General features: G+C 60.6%; 13 protein-coding genes. 11 read left to right on the plus strand and 2 right to left on the minus strand.

The window, feature by feature from the left end; all coding sequences use genetic code 11:
* Nucleotides 1–851: 851 nt before the first annotated feature.
* The 9 genes from BCY88_RS21635 (at nt 852) to groL (ending at nt 8,927) form a co-directional block, all read left to right on the plus strand.
* Nucleotides 852–1,526: a CsgG/HfaB family protein gene (locus BCY88_RS21635; RefSeq protein WP_120346220.1), complete on the plus strand. Its 675-nt coding sequence runs from the start codon at nt 852–854 to the stop codon at nt 1,524–1,526.
* Between the two features lie 69 nt (nt 1,527–1,595).
* On the plus strand, nt 1,596–1,964 hold the full coding sequence (locus BCY88_RS21640; RefSeq protein ID WP_120346221.1) for a DUF4810 domain-containing protein: 369 nt from the start codon (nt 1,596–1,598) through the stop codon (nt 1,962–1,964).
* A gap of 14 nt (nt 1,965–1,978) precedes the next feature.
* Nucleotides 1,979–2,644, plus strand: coding sequence for a DUF799 domain-containing protein (locus BCY88_RS21645; protein ID WP_120346222.1), 666 nt, complete (start codon nt 1,979–1,981; stop codon nt 2,642–2,644).
* Nucleotides 2,645–2,764: 120 nt separating this feature from the next.
* A complete protein-coding gene (locus BCY88_RS21650; protein ID WP_120346223.1) occupies nt 2,765–3,334 on the plus strand; it encodes a hypothetical protein in 570 nt (189 codons plus the stop codon).
* Nucleotides 3,335–3,652: 318 nt separating this feature from the next.
* On the plus strand, nt 3,653–4,591 hold the full coding sequence (locus BCY88_RS21655; protein WP_120346224.1) for a glycosyltransferase family 2 protein: 939 nt from the start codon (nt 3,653–3,655) through the stop codon (nt 4,589–4,591).
* On the plus strand, nt 4,588–4,974 hold the full coding sequence (locus BCY88_RS21660) for a GtrA family protein (protein ID WP_259461469.1): 387 nt from the start codon (nt 4,588–4,590) through the stop codon (nt 4,972–4,974). Before BCY88_RS21655 ends, BCY88_RS21660 begins: the two co-directional genes overlap by 4 nt.
* A 44-nt stretch (nt 4,975–5,018) precedes the next feature.
* The gene (locus tag BCY88_RS21665; protein ID WP_259461470.1) at nt 5,019–6,674 is read left to right on the plus strand and encodes a hypothetical protein; all 1,656 of its coding nucleotides are present in this window, start codon (nt 5,019–5,021) and stop codon (nt 6,672–6,674) included.
* 268 nt (nt 6,675–6,942) lie between these two features.
* Nucleotides 6,943–7,233, plus strand: a complete 291-nt coding sequence (groES, locus tag BCY88_RS21670; protein WP_007178996.1) for a co-chaperone GroES — start codon at nt 6,943–6,945, stop codon at nt 7,231–7,233.
* A 53-nt stretch (nt 7,234–7,286) separates the two neighbouring features.
* Nucleotides 7,287–8,927: a chaperonin GroEL gene (gene groL, locus BCY88_RS21675; protein ID WP_120346226.1), complete on the plus strand. Its 1,641-nt coding sequence runs from the start codon at nt 7,287–7,289 to the stop codon at nt 8,925–8,927.
* A 146-nt stretch (nt 8,928–9,073) separates the two neighbouring features.
* Here groL and cysC read toward each other — a convergent pair whose 3' ends face one another.
* Together cysC and BCY88_RS21685 are read right to left on the minus strand one after the other, a co-directional pair.
* Nucleotides 9,074–9,745 carry an adenylyl-sulfate kinase gene (cysC, locus tag BCY88_RS21680; protein ID WP_120346227.1) on the minus strand — a complete coding sequence of 224 codons (672 nt, stop codon included), beginning with the start codon at nt 9,743–9,745 and terminating at the stop codon, nt 9,074–9,076.
* A gap of 232 nt (nt 9,746–9,977) precedes the next feature.
* A complete protein-coding gene (locus BCY88_RS21685) occupies nt 9,978–10,838 on the minus strand; it encodes a hydroxymethylpyrimidine/phosphomethylpyrimidine kinase (RefSeq protein WP_120346228.1) in 861 nt (286 codons plus the stop codon).
* Between the two features lie 336 nt (nt 10,839–11,174).
* Here BCY88_RS21685 and BCY88_RS21690 point away from each other — a divergent pair, with 336 nt between their 5' ends.
* Nucleotides 11,175–11,345 (plus strand): rubredoxin, encoded by a 171-nt coding sequence (locus BCY88_RS21690; protein ID WP_120346229.1) that lies wholly within the window; start codon nt 11,175–11,177, stop codon nt 11,343–11,345.
* Nucleotides 11,346–11,604: 259 nt separating this feature from the next.
* A complete protein-coding gene (locus BCY88_RS21695; protein WP_120346230.1) occupies nt 11,605–13,026 on the plus strand; it encodes a FimL-related protein in 1,422 nt (473 codons plus the stop codon).
* The last annotated feature ends 44 nt before the right edge of the window (nt 13,027–13,070 follow it).

Consider the following 13,070-nt stretch of genomic DNA (forward strand, 5'->3'; position numbering starts at 1 on the left):
ACCAAAATAAATCCTAAAAAGAGTATTGGTAAATTTTCGTCAGAACGCCGATTCTTATCCGGGAAATCGAGCTGGGCAATCGTGTGGCGCCGCATGGAAGTATCGAATGGGTTATACGGAAGGTGGGTTCTGAACCAAGGCCTTTTACCGGCTCGTGCGGATGAAGTCGTCCGATTTAATGCTCTCCGTCTTCTCAACGCAGAGACCTGATCCATCACTTGCAATTGGGTAGAAGTGACAGAAAAAATAAACCCGCCGCATCCCACACATCACGACGTAACCCAAACTACTCCCCCCTTTAATGCGCAATGAATAAACAGCATTGCGTCATCACAGAAAACACAGCGCACGCCACTAAAGTTTCTTCAAAAACTGCCGATAAGGCGGCTGAGTTGTTGAGTAAAAACCCAAAATAAGCGGTTCCACCGGCCGCACCGAAGAGGCCCGCGCGTGCGTTTGCACGTCGGGAACGATAACTATGCAACGCCGAAAGAATGGACGTGAGCGCAGTCACGTCCTGAGCGCATTCCGATGGCCGCAAATCATATGCGTCGCAAGCGCCAATATTTGTCAGCTCACTCATGGCGGACCATGTAGCTGCGCCTGACGGTCGCTGTACCTCTCGCGTCATGGCTTCCCGTTGTCGTCGCCTCTCAGGCGACCGCCTTGCAGCCTTCGAACGCCGTCTCATCCGCAGCACTCAAGTTTCGACGATCGCATGCCCAAACGCAGTTCGCCGAGCCGCGCGCGGCCGGACAACTGCGTCCCGCTTGAACACCAGTAATCGCCGCGCTCTGTGCCGGGCGCAAACACTCAACCCTTCGTAACAGTTCCATCAAGCAGGAAATTCAATGAATTCGACCAGAAAGTACGGCGCTGTACTCGCCGCCGCCATCGTCGCATTGAGCGGTTGTGCAACGGAATCGTCACGCTCGTTGCCCATCGCGCCCGCGGCCAGCGTCCAGAGGCCAGCTGTCGGCAAACCGGTGCAGATCGCGGTCGGCAAGTTCGACAACCGTTCGAGTTATATGCGCGGCATCTTCTCGGATGGCGTCGACCGCCTGGGCGGCCAGTCCAAAACCATCCTGATCACGTCGCTTCAGCAAAGCGGACGCTTCAACGTGCTCGATCGCGACAACCTCGACGAAATCCGTCAGGAAGCGGGCTTCACAAAGAAGGCCCAGACGATCAAGGGTGCGAACTATGTTATCACCGGCGACGTGACCGAATTCGGCCGCAAGGAAGTCGGCGATCACCAGCTCTTCGGCATTCTCGGTAGCGGCAAGAACCAGGTGGCGTACGCGAAGGTGAGCCTCAACGTGGTCGATACGACGACATCCGAAGTCGTGGCATCGAGCCAGGGCGCGGGCGAGTTCAGCCTGTCCAACCGCGAAATCATCGGCTTCGGCGGCACGGCCAGCTACGACTCCACGCTGAACGGCAAGGTACTCGAGTTGGCGATCCAGGAAGCGGTCAACCATCTGTCCGACCAGGTCGACGCGGGCGCACTCAAACCCGCGCCATAAGCGGGCACGCGACCGTATCCAATCCATCACTCAAGCTTGATCAAAACAACTACGCAAACGGGGTTTTACATGAAATACACCGGCCCGATTCGGGGATTCGGCCTGCCAGTCGCGGCAGCGGCGCTGCTGCTCGCGGGATGCGCGAACACCGCCACGCCGCCGCTCTATCAATGGAACGGCTATCAGCCGGCGGTCTACGACTATCTGAAGGGCGAAAAGGCTCCACAGGCGCAGATCGATGCACTCGAAAAGGCAGTCCAGGAGATTCGCGCGAAGGGCAACACGCCGCCGCCTGGCTTTCATGCGCAATTGGGCATGCTGTACGCGACTGTCGGCAACGACACCCAGGCCATGCAGGAATTCGACGCCGAGAAACAGCTGTTTCCGGAGTCGTCCACCTACATGGATTTCCTGATGAAGAAGCCGAAACCACAATAAGCGAGCCAGCCGACATGTCCAAGTTCCTTTCTCTCAAACTCTGGTTTGCCCTGTCCACAGTCGTGCTGCTCGCAGCGTGCGCACAGCCCGTGAGGCACGCTGATTACACGGCCTTCAAGAATGCGCGTCCGCGCTCGATCCTCATCCTGCCGCCGGACAATTCCACGACCGATGTGCAGGCGTCGAACAGCCTGATGTCGCAGATGACCTATCCGATCGCCGAAGCGGGCTATTACGTGGTGCCGGTCGCGGTAATGGAAGAGACGTTCAAGCAGAACGGCCTGACGACGGCCGGCGACATCCAGCAGACGTCACCCGCCAAACTGCGCGAAATCTTCGGCGCCGATGCGGTGCTGTATTCGAAGATCACGCAGTACGGCTCGTCGTACCGCGTGCTCGACAGTGTGACGGTAGTGTCGGCATCGGCAAAGCTCGTCGATCTGAAATCGGGTGACGTGCTCTGGCAAGGCAGCGCGAGCGCCAACAGTAACGAAGGCAATAACAGTAGCGGTGGCGGCCTGATCGGCATGCTGGTGGTGGCCGCGATCAAGCAGATATCGAACTCGTTGACCGATAAGAGCCACGATATCGCCGGCATCACGAGTTATCGACTGCTGCACGCCGGACCGCCGAGCGGCCTGCTGTATGGCCCGCGGTCGCCGAAGTACGGCACGGATTAATTGCCGGAGATAGGGCGAGCACCGGCTGGTAGGGCCGATTAGTGTTCGTGTGCGCAAGAAATGCCGCAGCTAGTGCTGCGGCATTCCACACCAAACCACAACACCAGAAAAACTCACGCCATGAAAAAACTCCTCTTTACCGCGCTCTGCTTCTCAACGACCTCCGCCTTCGCCGCCGGTCAGGTTTTACTGGAAACGCCTGTCACCTATGCACCGGACGCGAGCGTAGTCGACCAGATCAAGAACGAATGCCACATTGAGGACATGCTGACGCAGCACGTTGGCGAAGCGCTCCGCCGGATCAACAAAACGGGCGACGGCACCATCGCAGCGCAAGCCGATGCGGGCGATGCAAAGATTCTTCGATTGCAGATCACCCACGTGCTGGGCGTCGGCGGCGGCGCATGGAGCGGCCCCAAGGCCACGACGGTGTCGGCAGATCTGATCGAGGGTGGCAAGGTCATCCGCCACACCAAAATCAACCGCTGGTCGGTCGGCGGCATGTGGGGCGCGTTCAAGGGAAGCTGTTCGATCCTCGATCGCACAACCATTGTGATCAGCAAGGATCTGAGCCGCTGGGTGCGCGACCCGTCCTACGAGATCAAGGAAGAGGCGCCGCCGAAGGAGGCCTCGGCACCCGCCGCCGCCTCCGCGCCTACAGCCCAGACCGAGCCGGCAAAGGCGGAGTAATCGGGCGTCCTGGGGCAGATGCTCATGGCGACGGATTCAGGCGGTCTTCGATGCATTCCGCGTCTTTCGGGAATGCGGGAATTTCAGGCGGCTATGGCGGCACAACCGGTTGGCCGTGGCTTACCGGCGAGCGCCAGAAGTCCGCAAACTTCGTTGCGCGTGGCGAGGGGGGTCTCTATACTCGTACGCTCGCTCGTAAGGGGCAGGCAGACAGTCGGCGATAATAGACATGTTCCGTCGCCTTGCCGGTCGACCGCTACCGCCGGCCTGGCGGATCATCCCGTCGTCTGATCGACCTTTTACCGCAGCCTAAATCGAATGACCGCATTGTCCACCGGCCGAGTCGCCGTCCTGATTCCCTGCCTCAACGAAGCGTTGACGGTTCCGAAAGTGATACGCGATTTCAAGAACGCGTTGCCTGGGGCCGAGGTGTTCGTTTTCGATAACAATTCCACCGACGGAACCATCGAAGTGGCGCAGGCGGCAGGCGCAACGGTGCGCAAAGTCACTCTGGGCGGCAAGGGCAACGTCATCCGGCGCATGTTCGCCGATGTGGAGGCGGATGTTTATGTGCTGGTCGACGGTGACGACACCTACGACGCCGACGCAGCCCCTGGCATGGTGTCGATGCTCATCGACGAAAGCCTGGACATGGTGGTCGGAACCCGTATCAGTGAAGAGCAGTCCGCATACCGGTTCGGTCACCGGTTTGGCAATGTTATGTTGACCCGATGCGTCTCGTCGGTCTTCGGCAACACATTCACGGACATGCTTTCGGGTTTTCGCGTTTTTTCCCGGCGCTATGTCAAGTCCTTCCCGGCGCATGCGTCCGGCTTTGAAACCGAAACCGAGCTGACCGTGCACGCCCTGGAGCTGCGGATGCCTGTTTCGGAAGTCGCCACCGTTTACAGGTCGCGGCCGGAAGGCTCCGCCAGCAAGCTGAATACTTACCGTGACGGCTTCCGTATCCTCGTCACTATTGCAAGGCTCCTGAAATCAGAGAAGCCGTTTCTGTTTTTCTCCTCAGCCTCGCTGGTTTGCGCACTCGCCTCAATCCTGTTCGCGATACCGCTTCTGCACACCTATCTGGAGACGGGGCTCGTGCCGCGCTTGCCGACCGCATTGCTATGCGCGGCGCTCATGCTGCTCGGTAGCATCCTGCTCGTCTGCGGCATCGTACTCGACACGGTCACGCACGGCCGGGCCGAGACAAAGCGCATGGCTTATCTCGCCGTTCCCGGGCCAAACCGCTCGTGATCGGTAGTCAATTCGTCCGGTTCGCCATCGCCGGCGCAATCGGCTTCGTCGTAGATGCCGCCGTGCTGTATCTGGCGCTAGCCTGCGGGCTCGGCTTTTTTGCGGGGCGGATTGTGTCGTTCATGGCCGCCGTCTGGGTGACGTGGCGTATCAACAGGCGGCACACCTTCCGCGAACGGGCCGAGCGGTCTGTGTGGGTCGAATGGTGGCGCTATCTGTTATCCATGCTCGGCGGCGCCAGCGTGAACTATGCAGCGTATTCGGTCGTTGTGCTTACCGTTCATGGTTCGCGACTTGTGCCTTTGATTGCCGTGGCTTGCGGCTCTGTCGCCGGAATGTTTGTCAATTTCTTCGCCGCAAAATTCTGGGCATTCAAAGAATAGCCTGATCATTTGTTACGTAAAACGAAATGAATAGAAACTCCACCATGCGCAGGCGCTGGTCTCTCACGCCGAGTATGAACAGTCCTCGCGCGCTTGTGCGCGCATGCTGGATCGTTCCGCTGATATACGGTGTCTATTCGTTGCTGCAGGGTGCGGATTCGAATTGGGATGTTCGCAACTATCATCTCTACAACGCGTTTGCGTTGCTGCATGGGAAGATGGCCATCGATCTGGCGCCCGCCGGCATGCAGAGCTATTTCAACCCGCTGCTGGATGTTCCCTATTACCTGATGGCGATGCACCTGCCGGCGATGCTGGTGGGGTTCATGATGGGCGTTCTGCAGGGGCTCAACTTTGTGCTGCTGCTTGGCGTGTGCCGTAAGGTTCTTGCCGACCTGCCGGAGCAGGAGCGCTATCGCACGCCGTTCTGGCTGGCGCTCGCCGGATGCTTTACTGCGAACTTCATGTCCGGGATAGGCAATTCGATGGGCGACAACACAACGTCGCTTTTCTGCCTGGGCGCATTGCTGATCGTGATGACAGTTTGGTCCCGGCTAGCCGAGGTAGGCGCGAGCGTCCTGCTGACCGTAGCAATCGGCGGTGTGGTCTCCGGTCTGGGCGCAGGGTTGAAGCTCACCACCGTCGTTTATTCAGTCGCTCTGTGCGGGGGGCTGTTGTTTGCACCCATATCGGTAGCCGCACGCCTGCGCGTGGCGTTTGTCTTCGGTGTTGGCGTGCTGCTGGGGTTGGCTGCAACGGGGGGGTATTGGTTCCTGGAGTTGTGGCGACTGTATGGGAATCCTGTCTATCCGCAATACAGTGCCATTTTCCCGAGCGCGCTGACGTCGAGCGTCGGAGCCGTGGACACAAAGTGGCTCCCCAACAGCATCTGGGAGGCTTTGGTTTTCCCGTTCGTTTTTTCGTTTAATCCGCACCGCGTGGGTCAGGTGGAGTTGCATCAGGTCATCTGGGCCGCGGCTTATGTCATCTTCGGCTGGTGGGTAGTCGCAGCTTTTGTCCGCAAATGCAGGAGCGTGCGCGTGCCGGGACTGTCTTCGCCTGCTCGCTACGTGGTGGCTTATGTCGTCATCGGGTACCTCGTATGGTTGAAGGCGTTCAGCATTCAGCGGTATCTGGTGGCGATCGAGCTTTGCGTTCCGCTTTTCATTTACTTGTTGCTCACGCAGGTGCTCCCCTATCGGGCTGCGCGAAAGTTAGCGGGCGTGCTGCTGGTACTGAGTTCTATCGGGGTGCTGGTTGGCGGTGCACATTCCTGGGGACATGAACCTTGGGCGAAGAGAATGTTCGTCGCAGACGTTCCGCAGTTGGCTGTACCGCAGAAGACTACCGTGTTGCTCACTGCCGGCGATCCGCCTCTCGGCTGGCTGGTGCCGATGTTCCCCGATACGGTTGCATTTGCCTCGATCAGGTCGGCGTTTCCGGCGGCGCGACCGGCATACGACAACAAGATTCACGATATCGTCAGCAGCCGGGGCGGACCTGTGTACGCGCTAGTGCCTGGTTACTGGACCGACGGTCGGGAAGATGCAATGAAAAATTCGGCTGAACTCGCCGATTCCGGTCAGGCATTGGCCGACTACGGATTCGTGCTTGACGCCGGGTCATGCAGGATCTTTCGCGCGCAGATCGGGAAAGGCGTGTATCCGTATCAGTGGTGTCGCGTTGCCAGCGCGCGGTGACGAGCGGCGCGCATTCTGACGGATTTGAGGCGCAGGATGCAATGCATCTCGGGGTGGCAGTCAGATAGGGGTTTTCCCTGCCGGGAAGGCCGCGCATCGGGGCGAATCTCGCCGTCCCAACATCCATCCCCACATCCCTTCTTGAATTTGTCACCACCCGTCCATATAATTAGCACTCGCTGCACGAGAGTGCTAACAACATCGCCGGTTGGCTCAGCCAACCGGGTTTTCTCAGCGTTCTTCAGTCTCAATCAAGAGAGGAGTATGTATGAACCTTCGTCCTTTGCATGATCGCGTGATCGTCAAACGTCTGGATCAAGAAACCAAGACTGCGTCGGGCATCGTGATCCCCGAAGCCGCAGCAGAAAAGCCGGATCAAGGCGAAATTCTGGCAGTCGGCCCGGGCAAGCGTGACGACAAGGGTGCACAAATCGCACTCGACGTGAAGGTTGGCGACCGCGTTCTGTTCGGCAAGTACGCAGGCCAGACCGTCAAGGTCGACGGCAACGAACTGCTCGTGATGCGCGAAGAAGACATCATGGCCGTGGTGCAGAAGTAAGCGAAAAATCGCTACTTCCACGGTTATATCCCAAGAATTCAAGGAGTTAGAAGATGGCAGCTAAAGACGTCGTATTCGGTGATTCCGCCCGTGCCAAGATGGTTGAAGGCGTGAACATCCTCGCGAACGCTGTGAAGGTCACGCTGGGCCCGAAGGGTCGCAACGTTGTCCTGGAACGCAGCTTCGGCGGCCCGACGGTCACGAAGGATGGTGTTTCGGTCGCAAAAGAGATCGAACTGAAAGACAAGCTCCAGAACATGGGCGCACAAATGGTCAAGGAAGTCGCTTCCAAGACCAGCGACAACGCAGGTGACGGCACCACGACCGCAACGGTTCTGGCTCAGTCGATCGTCCGCGAAGGCATGAAGTACGTTGCATCGGGCATGAACCCGATGGACCTGAAGCGCGGTATCGACAAGGCTGTGACGGCCGCTATCGAAGAACTGCGCAAGATCAGCAAGCCGTGCACGACGAACAAGGAAATCGCTCAGGTTGGCGCGATTTCGGCAAACAGCGATTCGTCGATCGGTGACCGCATCGCTGAAGCGATGGACAAGGTCGGCAAGGAAGGCGTCATCACGGTTGAAGACGGCAAGTCGCTGCAAGACGAGCTGGACGTTGTCGAAGGTATGCAATTCGACCGCGGCTATCTGTCGCCGTACTTCATCAACAACCCGGACAAGCAAGTTGCTGTGCTCGACAACCCGTTCGTGCTGCTGCACGACAAGAAGGTGTCGAACATTCGTGACCTCCTCCCGGTCCTGGAACAAGTCGCCAAGGCTGGCCGTCCGCTGCTGATCATCGCAGAAGACGTCGAAGGCGAAGCGCTGGCTACGCTGGTTGTGAACAACATCCGCGGCATCCTGAAGACTGTTGCTGTCAAGGCTCCGGGCTTCGGCGATCGTCGTAAGGCCATGCTGGAAGACATCGCGGTTCTGACCGGCGGTCAAGTTATCGCTGAAGAAACCGGCCTGACGCTCGAAAAGGCAACGCTGGCTGAACTGGGTCAAGCGAAGCGTATCGAAGTGGGCAAGGAAAACACGACGATCATCGACGGCGCTGGCGAAGCTGCAACGATCGAAGCGCGCGTGAAGCAAGTGCGCACGCAGATCGAAGAAGCAACGTCGGACTACGACCGTGAAAAGCTGCAAGAACGCGTTGCCAAGCTGGCAGGCGGCGTTGCAGTGATCAAGGTTGGCGCTGCGACCGAAGTCGAAATGAAGGAAAAGAAGGCACGTGTCGAAGACGCACTGCACGCAACGCGCGCAGCTGTGGAAGAAGGCATCGTGGCTGGCGGCGGCGTTGCACTGATCCGTGCACGTACGGCAATCGCTGGTCTGAAGGGCGCTAACGCCGATCAGGACGCAGGTATCAAGATCGTGCTGCGCGCGATGGAAGAGCCGCTGCGCCAGATCGTCACGAACGGTGGCGAAGAAGCCAGCGTCGTGGTGGCAGCTGTTGCTGCTGGCCAAGGCAACTACGGCTACAACGCAGCAACCGGCGAGTACGTCGACCTGGTTGACGCAGGTGTCGTGGACCCGACGAAGGTGACGCGCACGGCGCTGCAAAACGCAGCTTCGGTCGCTGGCCTGCTGTTGACCACCGACGCAGCTGTTTGCGAACTGCCGAAGGAAGATGCTCCGATGGGCGGCGGTATGCCCGGCGGCATGGGCGGCATGGGCATGGACATGTAATTTCGGTCGGGCCTCTCATGAGAGGCCCGGTGCGAAACACATGGGGAAGTGCGTCGCAAGGCGTGCTTCCCAAAAGCAAAAACCCGCAGAAATGCGGGTTTTTGCTTTTGGGGCGAGCAGGGTGCTGCTCTCAGCGGCGCTCAAGCTCAATATTGCATGTGCGCTGCGCAGCAGGAATTCTCCAGACAATTGTCGCGCAAGTAGGCAAACAGTTTTTCTACGCTTTCGGCCGGGCTCAGCGTTGCGGTGTCTATTTTCAACTCGGAGTCGGTTGGCACTTCGTAGGGCGCTGACACGCCGGTAAACGACGCAATCTCGCCGGCCAAGGCTTTGGCATAGAGACCTTTCGGATCGCGACGGGCGCAAGCATCGACAGAGGCTGACAGGTAGGTCTCGATGAAATTGCCGGGCCCGATGATCTCGCGAGCCATTGCTCTGTCTTCGCGCATGGGCGAGATGAGTGCCGTGATGACGATAAGACCTGCGTCGTTCATCAGTTGCGCCACGTGCGCCACCCGGCGAATATTTTCACGCCGGTCCTGCTTGTCGAAGCCGAGATCGCTCGCCAGACCGTGGCGCACATTGTCCCCGTCGAGGATATAGCACGCGTGACCTTGCGACACGAGTTGCCGTTCGAGTTCGAACGCGATGGTCGACTTGCCCGCTCCGGATAACCCGGTCAGCCAGATCGTAACCGGCTTGTGGCGGAACATCTGCATCCTGTCCTGCGAGGTGACTTCGCCGTGGAAGCGTTGCAGGAAGGCGCGAGGGGCGTCCGGAGCACCTGCAGGCAAAGGAATGGGTGTCGGCGAAGACATAGGGCTATATGACAGAATTACGAATCGTAAAGTTTATCTTGACGATAGAAGACGCGCTGTAACGTTTAATTACAAGTTGGAAAGTTTGTTTGTACCGCGCGGAAGAGGGCAAGGGACTGTTTGAAAAGGAAAAACCCGCGAATACGCGGGTTTTTTGTGGGCGCTGATTGACTACCGCTGTAATGCTTGTCACGCGCCTGCCACACATGCAGGCGCTTTTTCGCGCCGAATCCTAATGTCGCGCCTCGCCCGGCGCCGCGTCCTTGCTGCCTGCGGGCGGCGTGTCTTCGTCGCTGCTGCGGGCCCAGAAGAAGCGATCCGGCATATATGCGCCCATTCCCGGCCGAAATGCATTGCGCACTGCCTGATACAGATACTCTTGCGCTTCGCGCACGGCTTCCGCCGGTTCCTGGCCATTGGCCAGCAACGCGGCAATCGCGGAGCCGAGCGTATCCGTGATGCCCATGATCCGGTGGCTGCCGCGGTCCCAGATATCCTGACGCAGCTGTCCGTCTTCGCTGAACAACGTGTTGACGAGCCGGTGCGTGCCGGTCTCGGTCGACAGAATGTACTCGCAGCCTTGCGACAGCAGATGCGAGATCGCCGCATCGAGGCTCGGCGCTTCGGCGTCGCCGTCCGGCTGGGCGAGGGCGAGCAGCGTGGCCGAATCGGCGACCAGCAAGGTGGTTTGCGGCGCCAGCAGGTCGGCGATCGCCTCGCGCAGTTCGTCGGCTGCGAGCACGTGTTCGTCGTCGAGCGTGAAGTCGGGAGCGAGGATCAGCGGAATGTCGTCGTAATCGGCGACCACTTCGGCAATCGCGCTCACCACTTCCGCGCGCGTGCATGCGCCGACCTTGAACGCGGCGATCGGCATGTCTTCGAGCAGCATCCGAGCCTGGGTTGCGACCACTTCAGGGTCGAGCCCGGTGACTTCGTCGCAGCTTGCCGAGTCGCGCACGGTATAGCCCGTGAGGACGGAGACGCCATGGCAACCCATGCTGGCAAGCGTCATCAGGTCGGCTTGCAGGCCGGAGCCGCCGGTGGGATCGGAAAGGCCGAAGGTGAGGACGATCGGAGGCGTATCGCTGGGCATGAAAATTTGCAAAAAAGGGCTGTATTTAGGCGCAGAGGGTGCGCAATCGGCTCAATTATGCGGCCTAAACTGCGGCGAGGGCGTTTTTTCGCATTCTTCGGCGTGTCGCTCCAAGCCAGCCGCGCGTATCCGGCAAGCAGGCGGCAAATTCCCACGCGAAGACGGATCAGTCGCGCAGCGGCGCCAAGCCGCAGGCGCGTAACGAACCGATCCGCCCGGCATAGCCAAAGGCCGCCACGCGCGCCGATTTGCGCGTTTCTGATTGCTAGGCATTGGGGCGGCAACACGGTACCATCATGGCTCCCGTTTCCACGGACTCTACGACGCGACACAAGAATGGAATATCAAAGCTGGATGTGCCTGATTTGCGGCTGGATTTACGACGAAGAAGCCGGTTTGCCGGACGAAGGCATTGCGCCGGGCACCCGCTGGGACGACGTTCCCATTAACTGGACCTGCCCGGAATGCGGCGCGCGCAAGGAAGACTTCGAGATGGTCCAGATCTGAGGTTCGAGGGGCAAACGGCGGTGCCTGACTGGGCGTCATGCCGTGTGCCTGCCGGGTGGCGTTTTGCAGACGGCGTTGCCCGGAACGAACCCGCTTTGTGCAGTCGGCGCGTTCGGCTCGCAGCGCCGGCCCGGAACGTCCACGGTTGCACTGTGTCGCAGCGGTAGTCTGTCATTGTTCTGTCGCCAGTTCGCGCGTTAGCCGATCAGTTTCTCGTGCGGCGCTGAGCGGCGGCCCGTGAGTTTCCTGTCGCCTGCCCATGACTCTTCGATCCGCTGCACCTGATTCCTTCGACGCTTTGCCGAATCCGCGCGGCGGCGCTGTGCGCCCCGCGGAGTTGGCGCTGGCCGAGGCACTGCTGGCGTTCGAACAGCGCCGCGAGAGTACCTCGGCGCTGCTGCGTGCGTCGCACGCATTGCGCGAGGCCGGCTGGCTGAGCGCGCAGCGCTTCGCGGACGCACTGGTGCGGCTTTCGCCTTTGGCGGATGAGGGCGATCCGGCTAAACCGGCTGGTGCGGACAACGTGCGGCCCGTGTTCGGTGCGGCGTTGCGCGATTTTCGCGCGGCGCTCGAGCGTCACAATCTGCACGAGCTGTCCTGCTCGCCCACGCTCTTCAATCACTATCGCGCGCTCTGTATCCATCTGTCGGAGCACACGCCCGGTTCGACCGCCGCGTTCGAGGACCTTGCGCTGACCTCGCGCCCGGTGCCGCCGGTGTCGCTGCATGCCCAGCCTGTGGATCAACTGGCCCATTTGCGGGCGCGCTACGAGCGCGCGCTGCTGCCCGTGTTGCGCGCGCAGCCCGACAACAGCGGTGCGGCGTTGGCCTTCACCAATGCGGCGCTCGACGAACTGGACGCTGTCCTGACCGAACTCACCGGCCCGGACCCCTACGATTTCTGGCGCCTCGCCAAAGCGTGCGCGAGTGCGCTGCGCGTCAGCGGCCGCGCTACCGGGGAGGCCGACGCGCGGCGTTTCTATGCACGCTGCAACCTCACGCTGGCCGATCACGCGCGCGGCATCGAGCGCGCGCCGCGTTCGCTGGTGCGCGCGACGCTGGCGCTGCTGTGGCGCGACTACGCGTTATTCGGCGCCGCGGCGGAAGACGCCGATCAGGTCGAAGTTCTGCACGACTATGGCTTGACGGTCGATTGGCACGTCGCCGGTACCCAGGCATCGGAAATGCTGTGGGAGGCGGGCGCCGTGCAGGCGCAGGCGATCAGCGCAACTCGCAGCTCGCTGACGCGTGAGTTGGGCGTGCTGACCGTGAATGCGCACGCTTATGAAGATTTCCTGCAAACGGCGGATGCTTCGATTTCGGCGCTGACCGAACACGCCCGCGCGGCCGATCAACCCGAGAAGGCGGATCCTAGCGAAGCGCTGCAGGCGGGCGACGCCGCCTACCGGCTCGGCGCTGCCGCGTGCGCGCTGGGTCTGGGTCACGTGGCGCTGGTGGCCGACGCGCTCGGGCTCGCGTGGCGCCGCCGCGCGCACGCCGGTGTATCGACGCCGGCGGTGCGCTCCCACGTCATCGTCGGCGCACCGGCGGCGAGCACGCTCGAGCAGGCTGCCGAGGCGTTGCGCGCGATGCTGCACAAGGTCGCGGCGGGCGTCGCGCCGACCAGCAGCAACGCCGCGCTGGCCGCATTGACGCGCGCGGTCGAACAGGGCGGCGCCTGAACGGCGGCGCAGTCGAAAGCCCGTTCTGCGCGCCGGTAAGCGTC

The organism is Paraburkholderia fungorum (assembly GCF_003610895.1).
Lineage (GTDB): Bacteria > Pseudomonadota > Gammaproteobacteria > Burkholderiales > Burkholderiaceae > Paraburkholderia > Paraburkholderia fungorum_B.

What these genes read in the sequence shown, in the direction of transcription:
- groES (WP_007178996.1), top strand. Translation starts at nt 6,943, where the DNA reads ATGAACCTTCGTCCTTTGCATGATCGCGTGATCGTCAAACGTCTGGAT.
- BCY88_RS21655 (WP_120346224.1), top strand. Translation starts at nt 3,653, where the DNA reads ATGACCGCATTGTCCACCGGCCGAGTCGCCGTCCTGATTCCCTGCCTC.
- BCY88_RS21650 (WP_120346223.1), top strand. Translation starts at nt 2,765, where the DNA reads ATGAAAAAACTCCTCTTTACCGCGCTCTGCTTCTCAACGACCTCCGCC.
- BCY88_RS21635 (WP_120346220.1), top strand. Translation starts at nt 852, where the DNA reads ATGAATTCGACCAGAAAGTACGGCGCTGTACTCGCCGCCGCCATCGTC.
- BCY88_RS21640 (WP_120346221.1), top strand. Translation starts at nt 1,596, where the DNA reads ATGAAATACACCGGCCCGATTCGGGGATTCGGCCTGCCAGTCGCGGCA.
- BCY88_RS21695 (WP_120346230.1), top strand. Translation starts at nt 11,605, where the DNA reads ATGACTCTTCGATCCGCTGCACCTGATTCCTTCGACGCTTTGCCGAAT.
- BCY88_RS21690 (WP_120346229.1), top strand. Translation starts at nt 11,175, where the DNA reads ATGGAATATCAAAGCTGGATGTGCCTGATTTGCGGCTGGATTTACGAC.
- groL (WP_120346226.1), top strand. Translation starts at nt 7,287, where the DNA reads ATGGCAGCTAAAGACGTCGTATTCGGTGATTCCGCCCGTGCCAAGATG.
- BCY88_RS21685 (WP_120346228.1), bottom strand. Translation starts at nt 10,838, where the DNA reads ATGCCCAGCGATACGCCTCCGATCGTCCTCACCTTCGGCCTTTCCGAT.
- cysC (WP_120346227.1), bottom strand. Translation starts at nt 9,745, where the DNA reads ATGTCTTCGCCGACACCCATTCCTTTGCCTGCAGGTGCTCCGGACGCC.
- BCY88_RS21665 (WP_259461470.1), top strand. Translation starts at nt 5,019, where the DNA reads ATGCGCAGGCGCTGGTCTCTCACGCCGAGTATGAACAGTCCTCGCGCG.
- BCY88_RS21645 (WP_120346222.1), top strand. Translation starts at nt 1,979, where the DNA reads ATGTCCAAGTTCCTTTCTCTCAAACTCTGGTTTGCCCTGTCCACAGTC.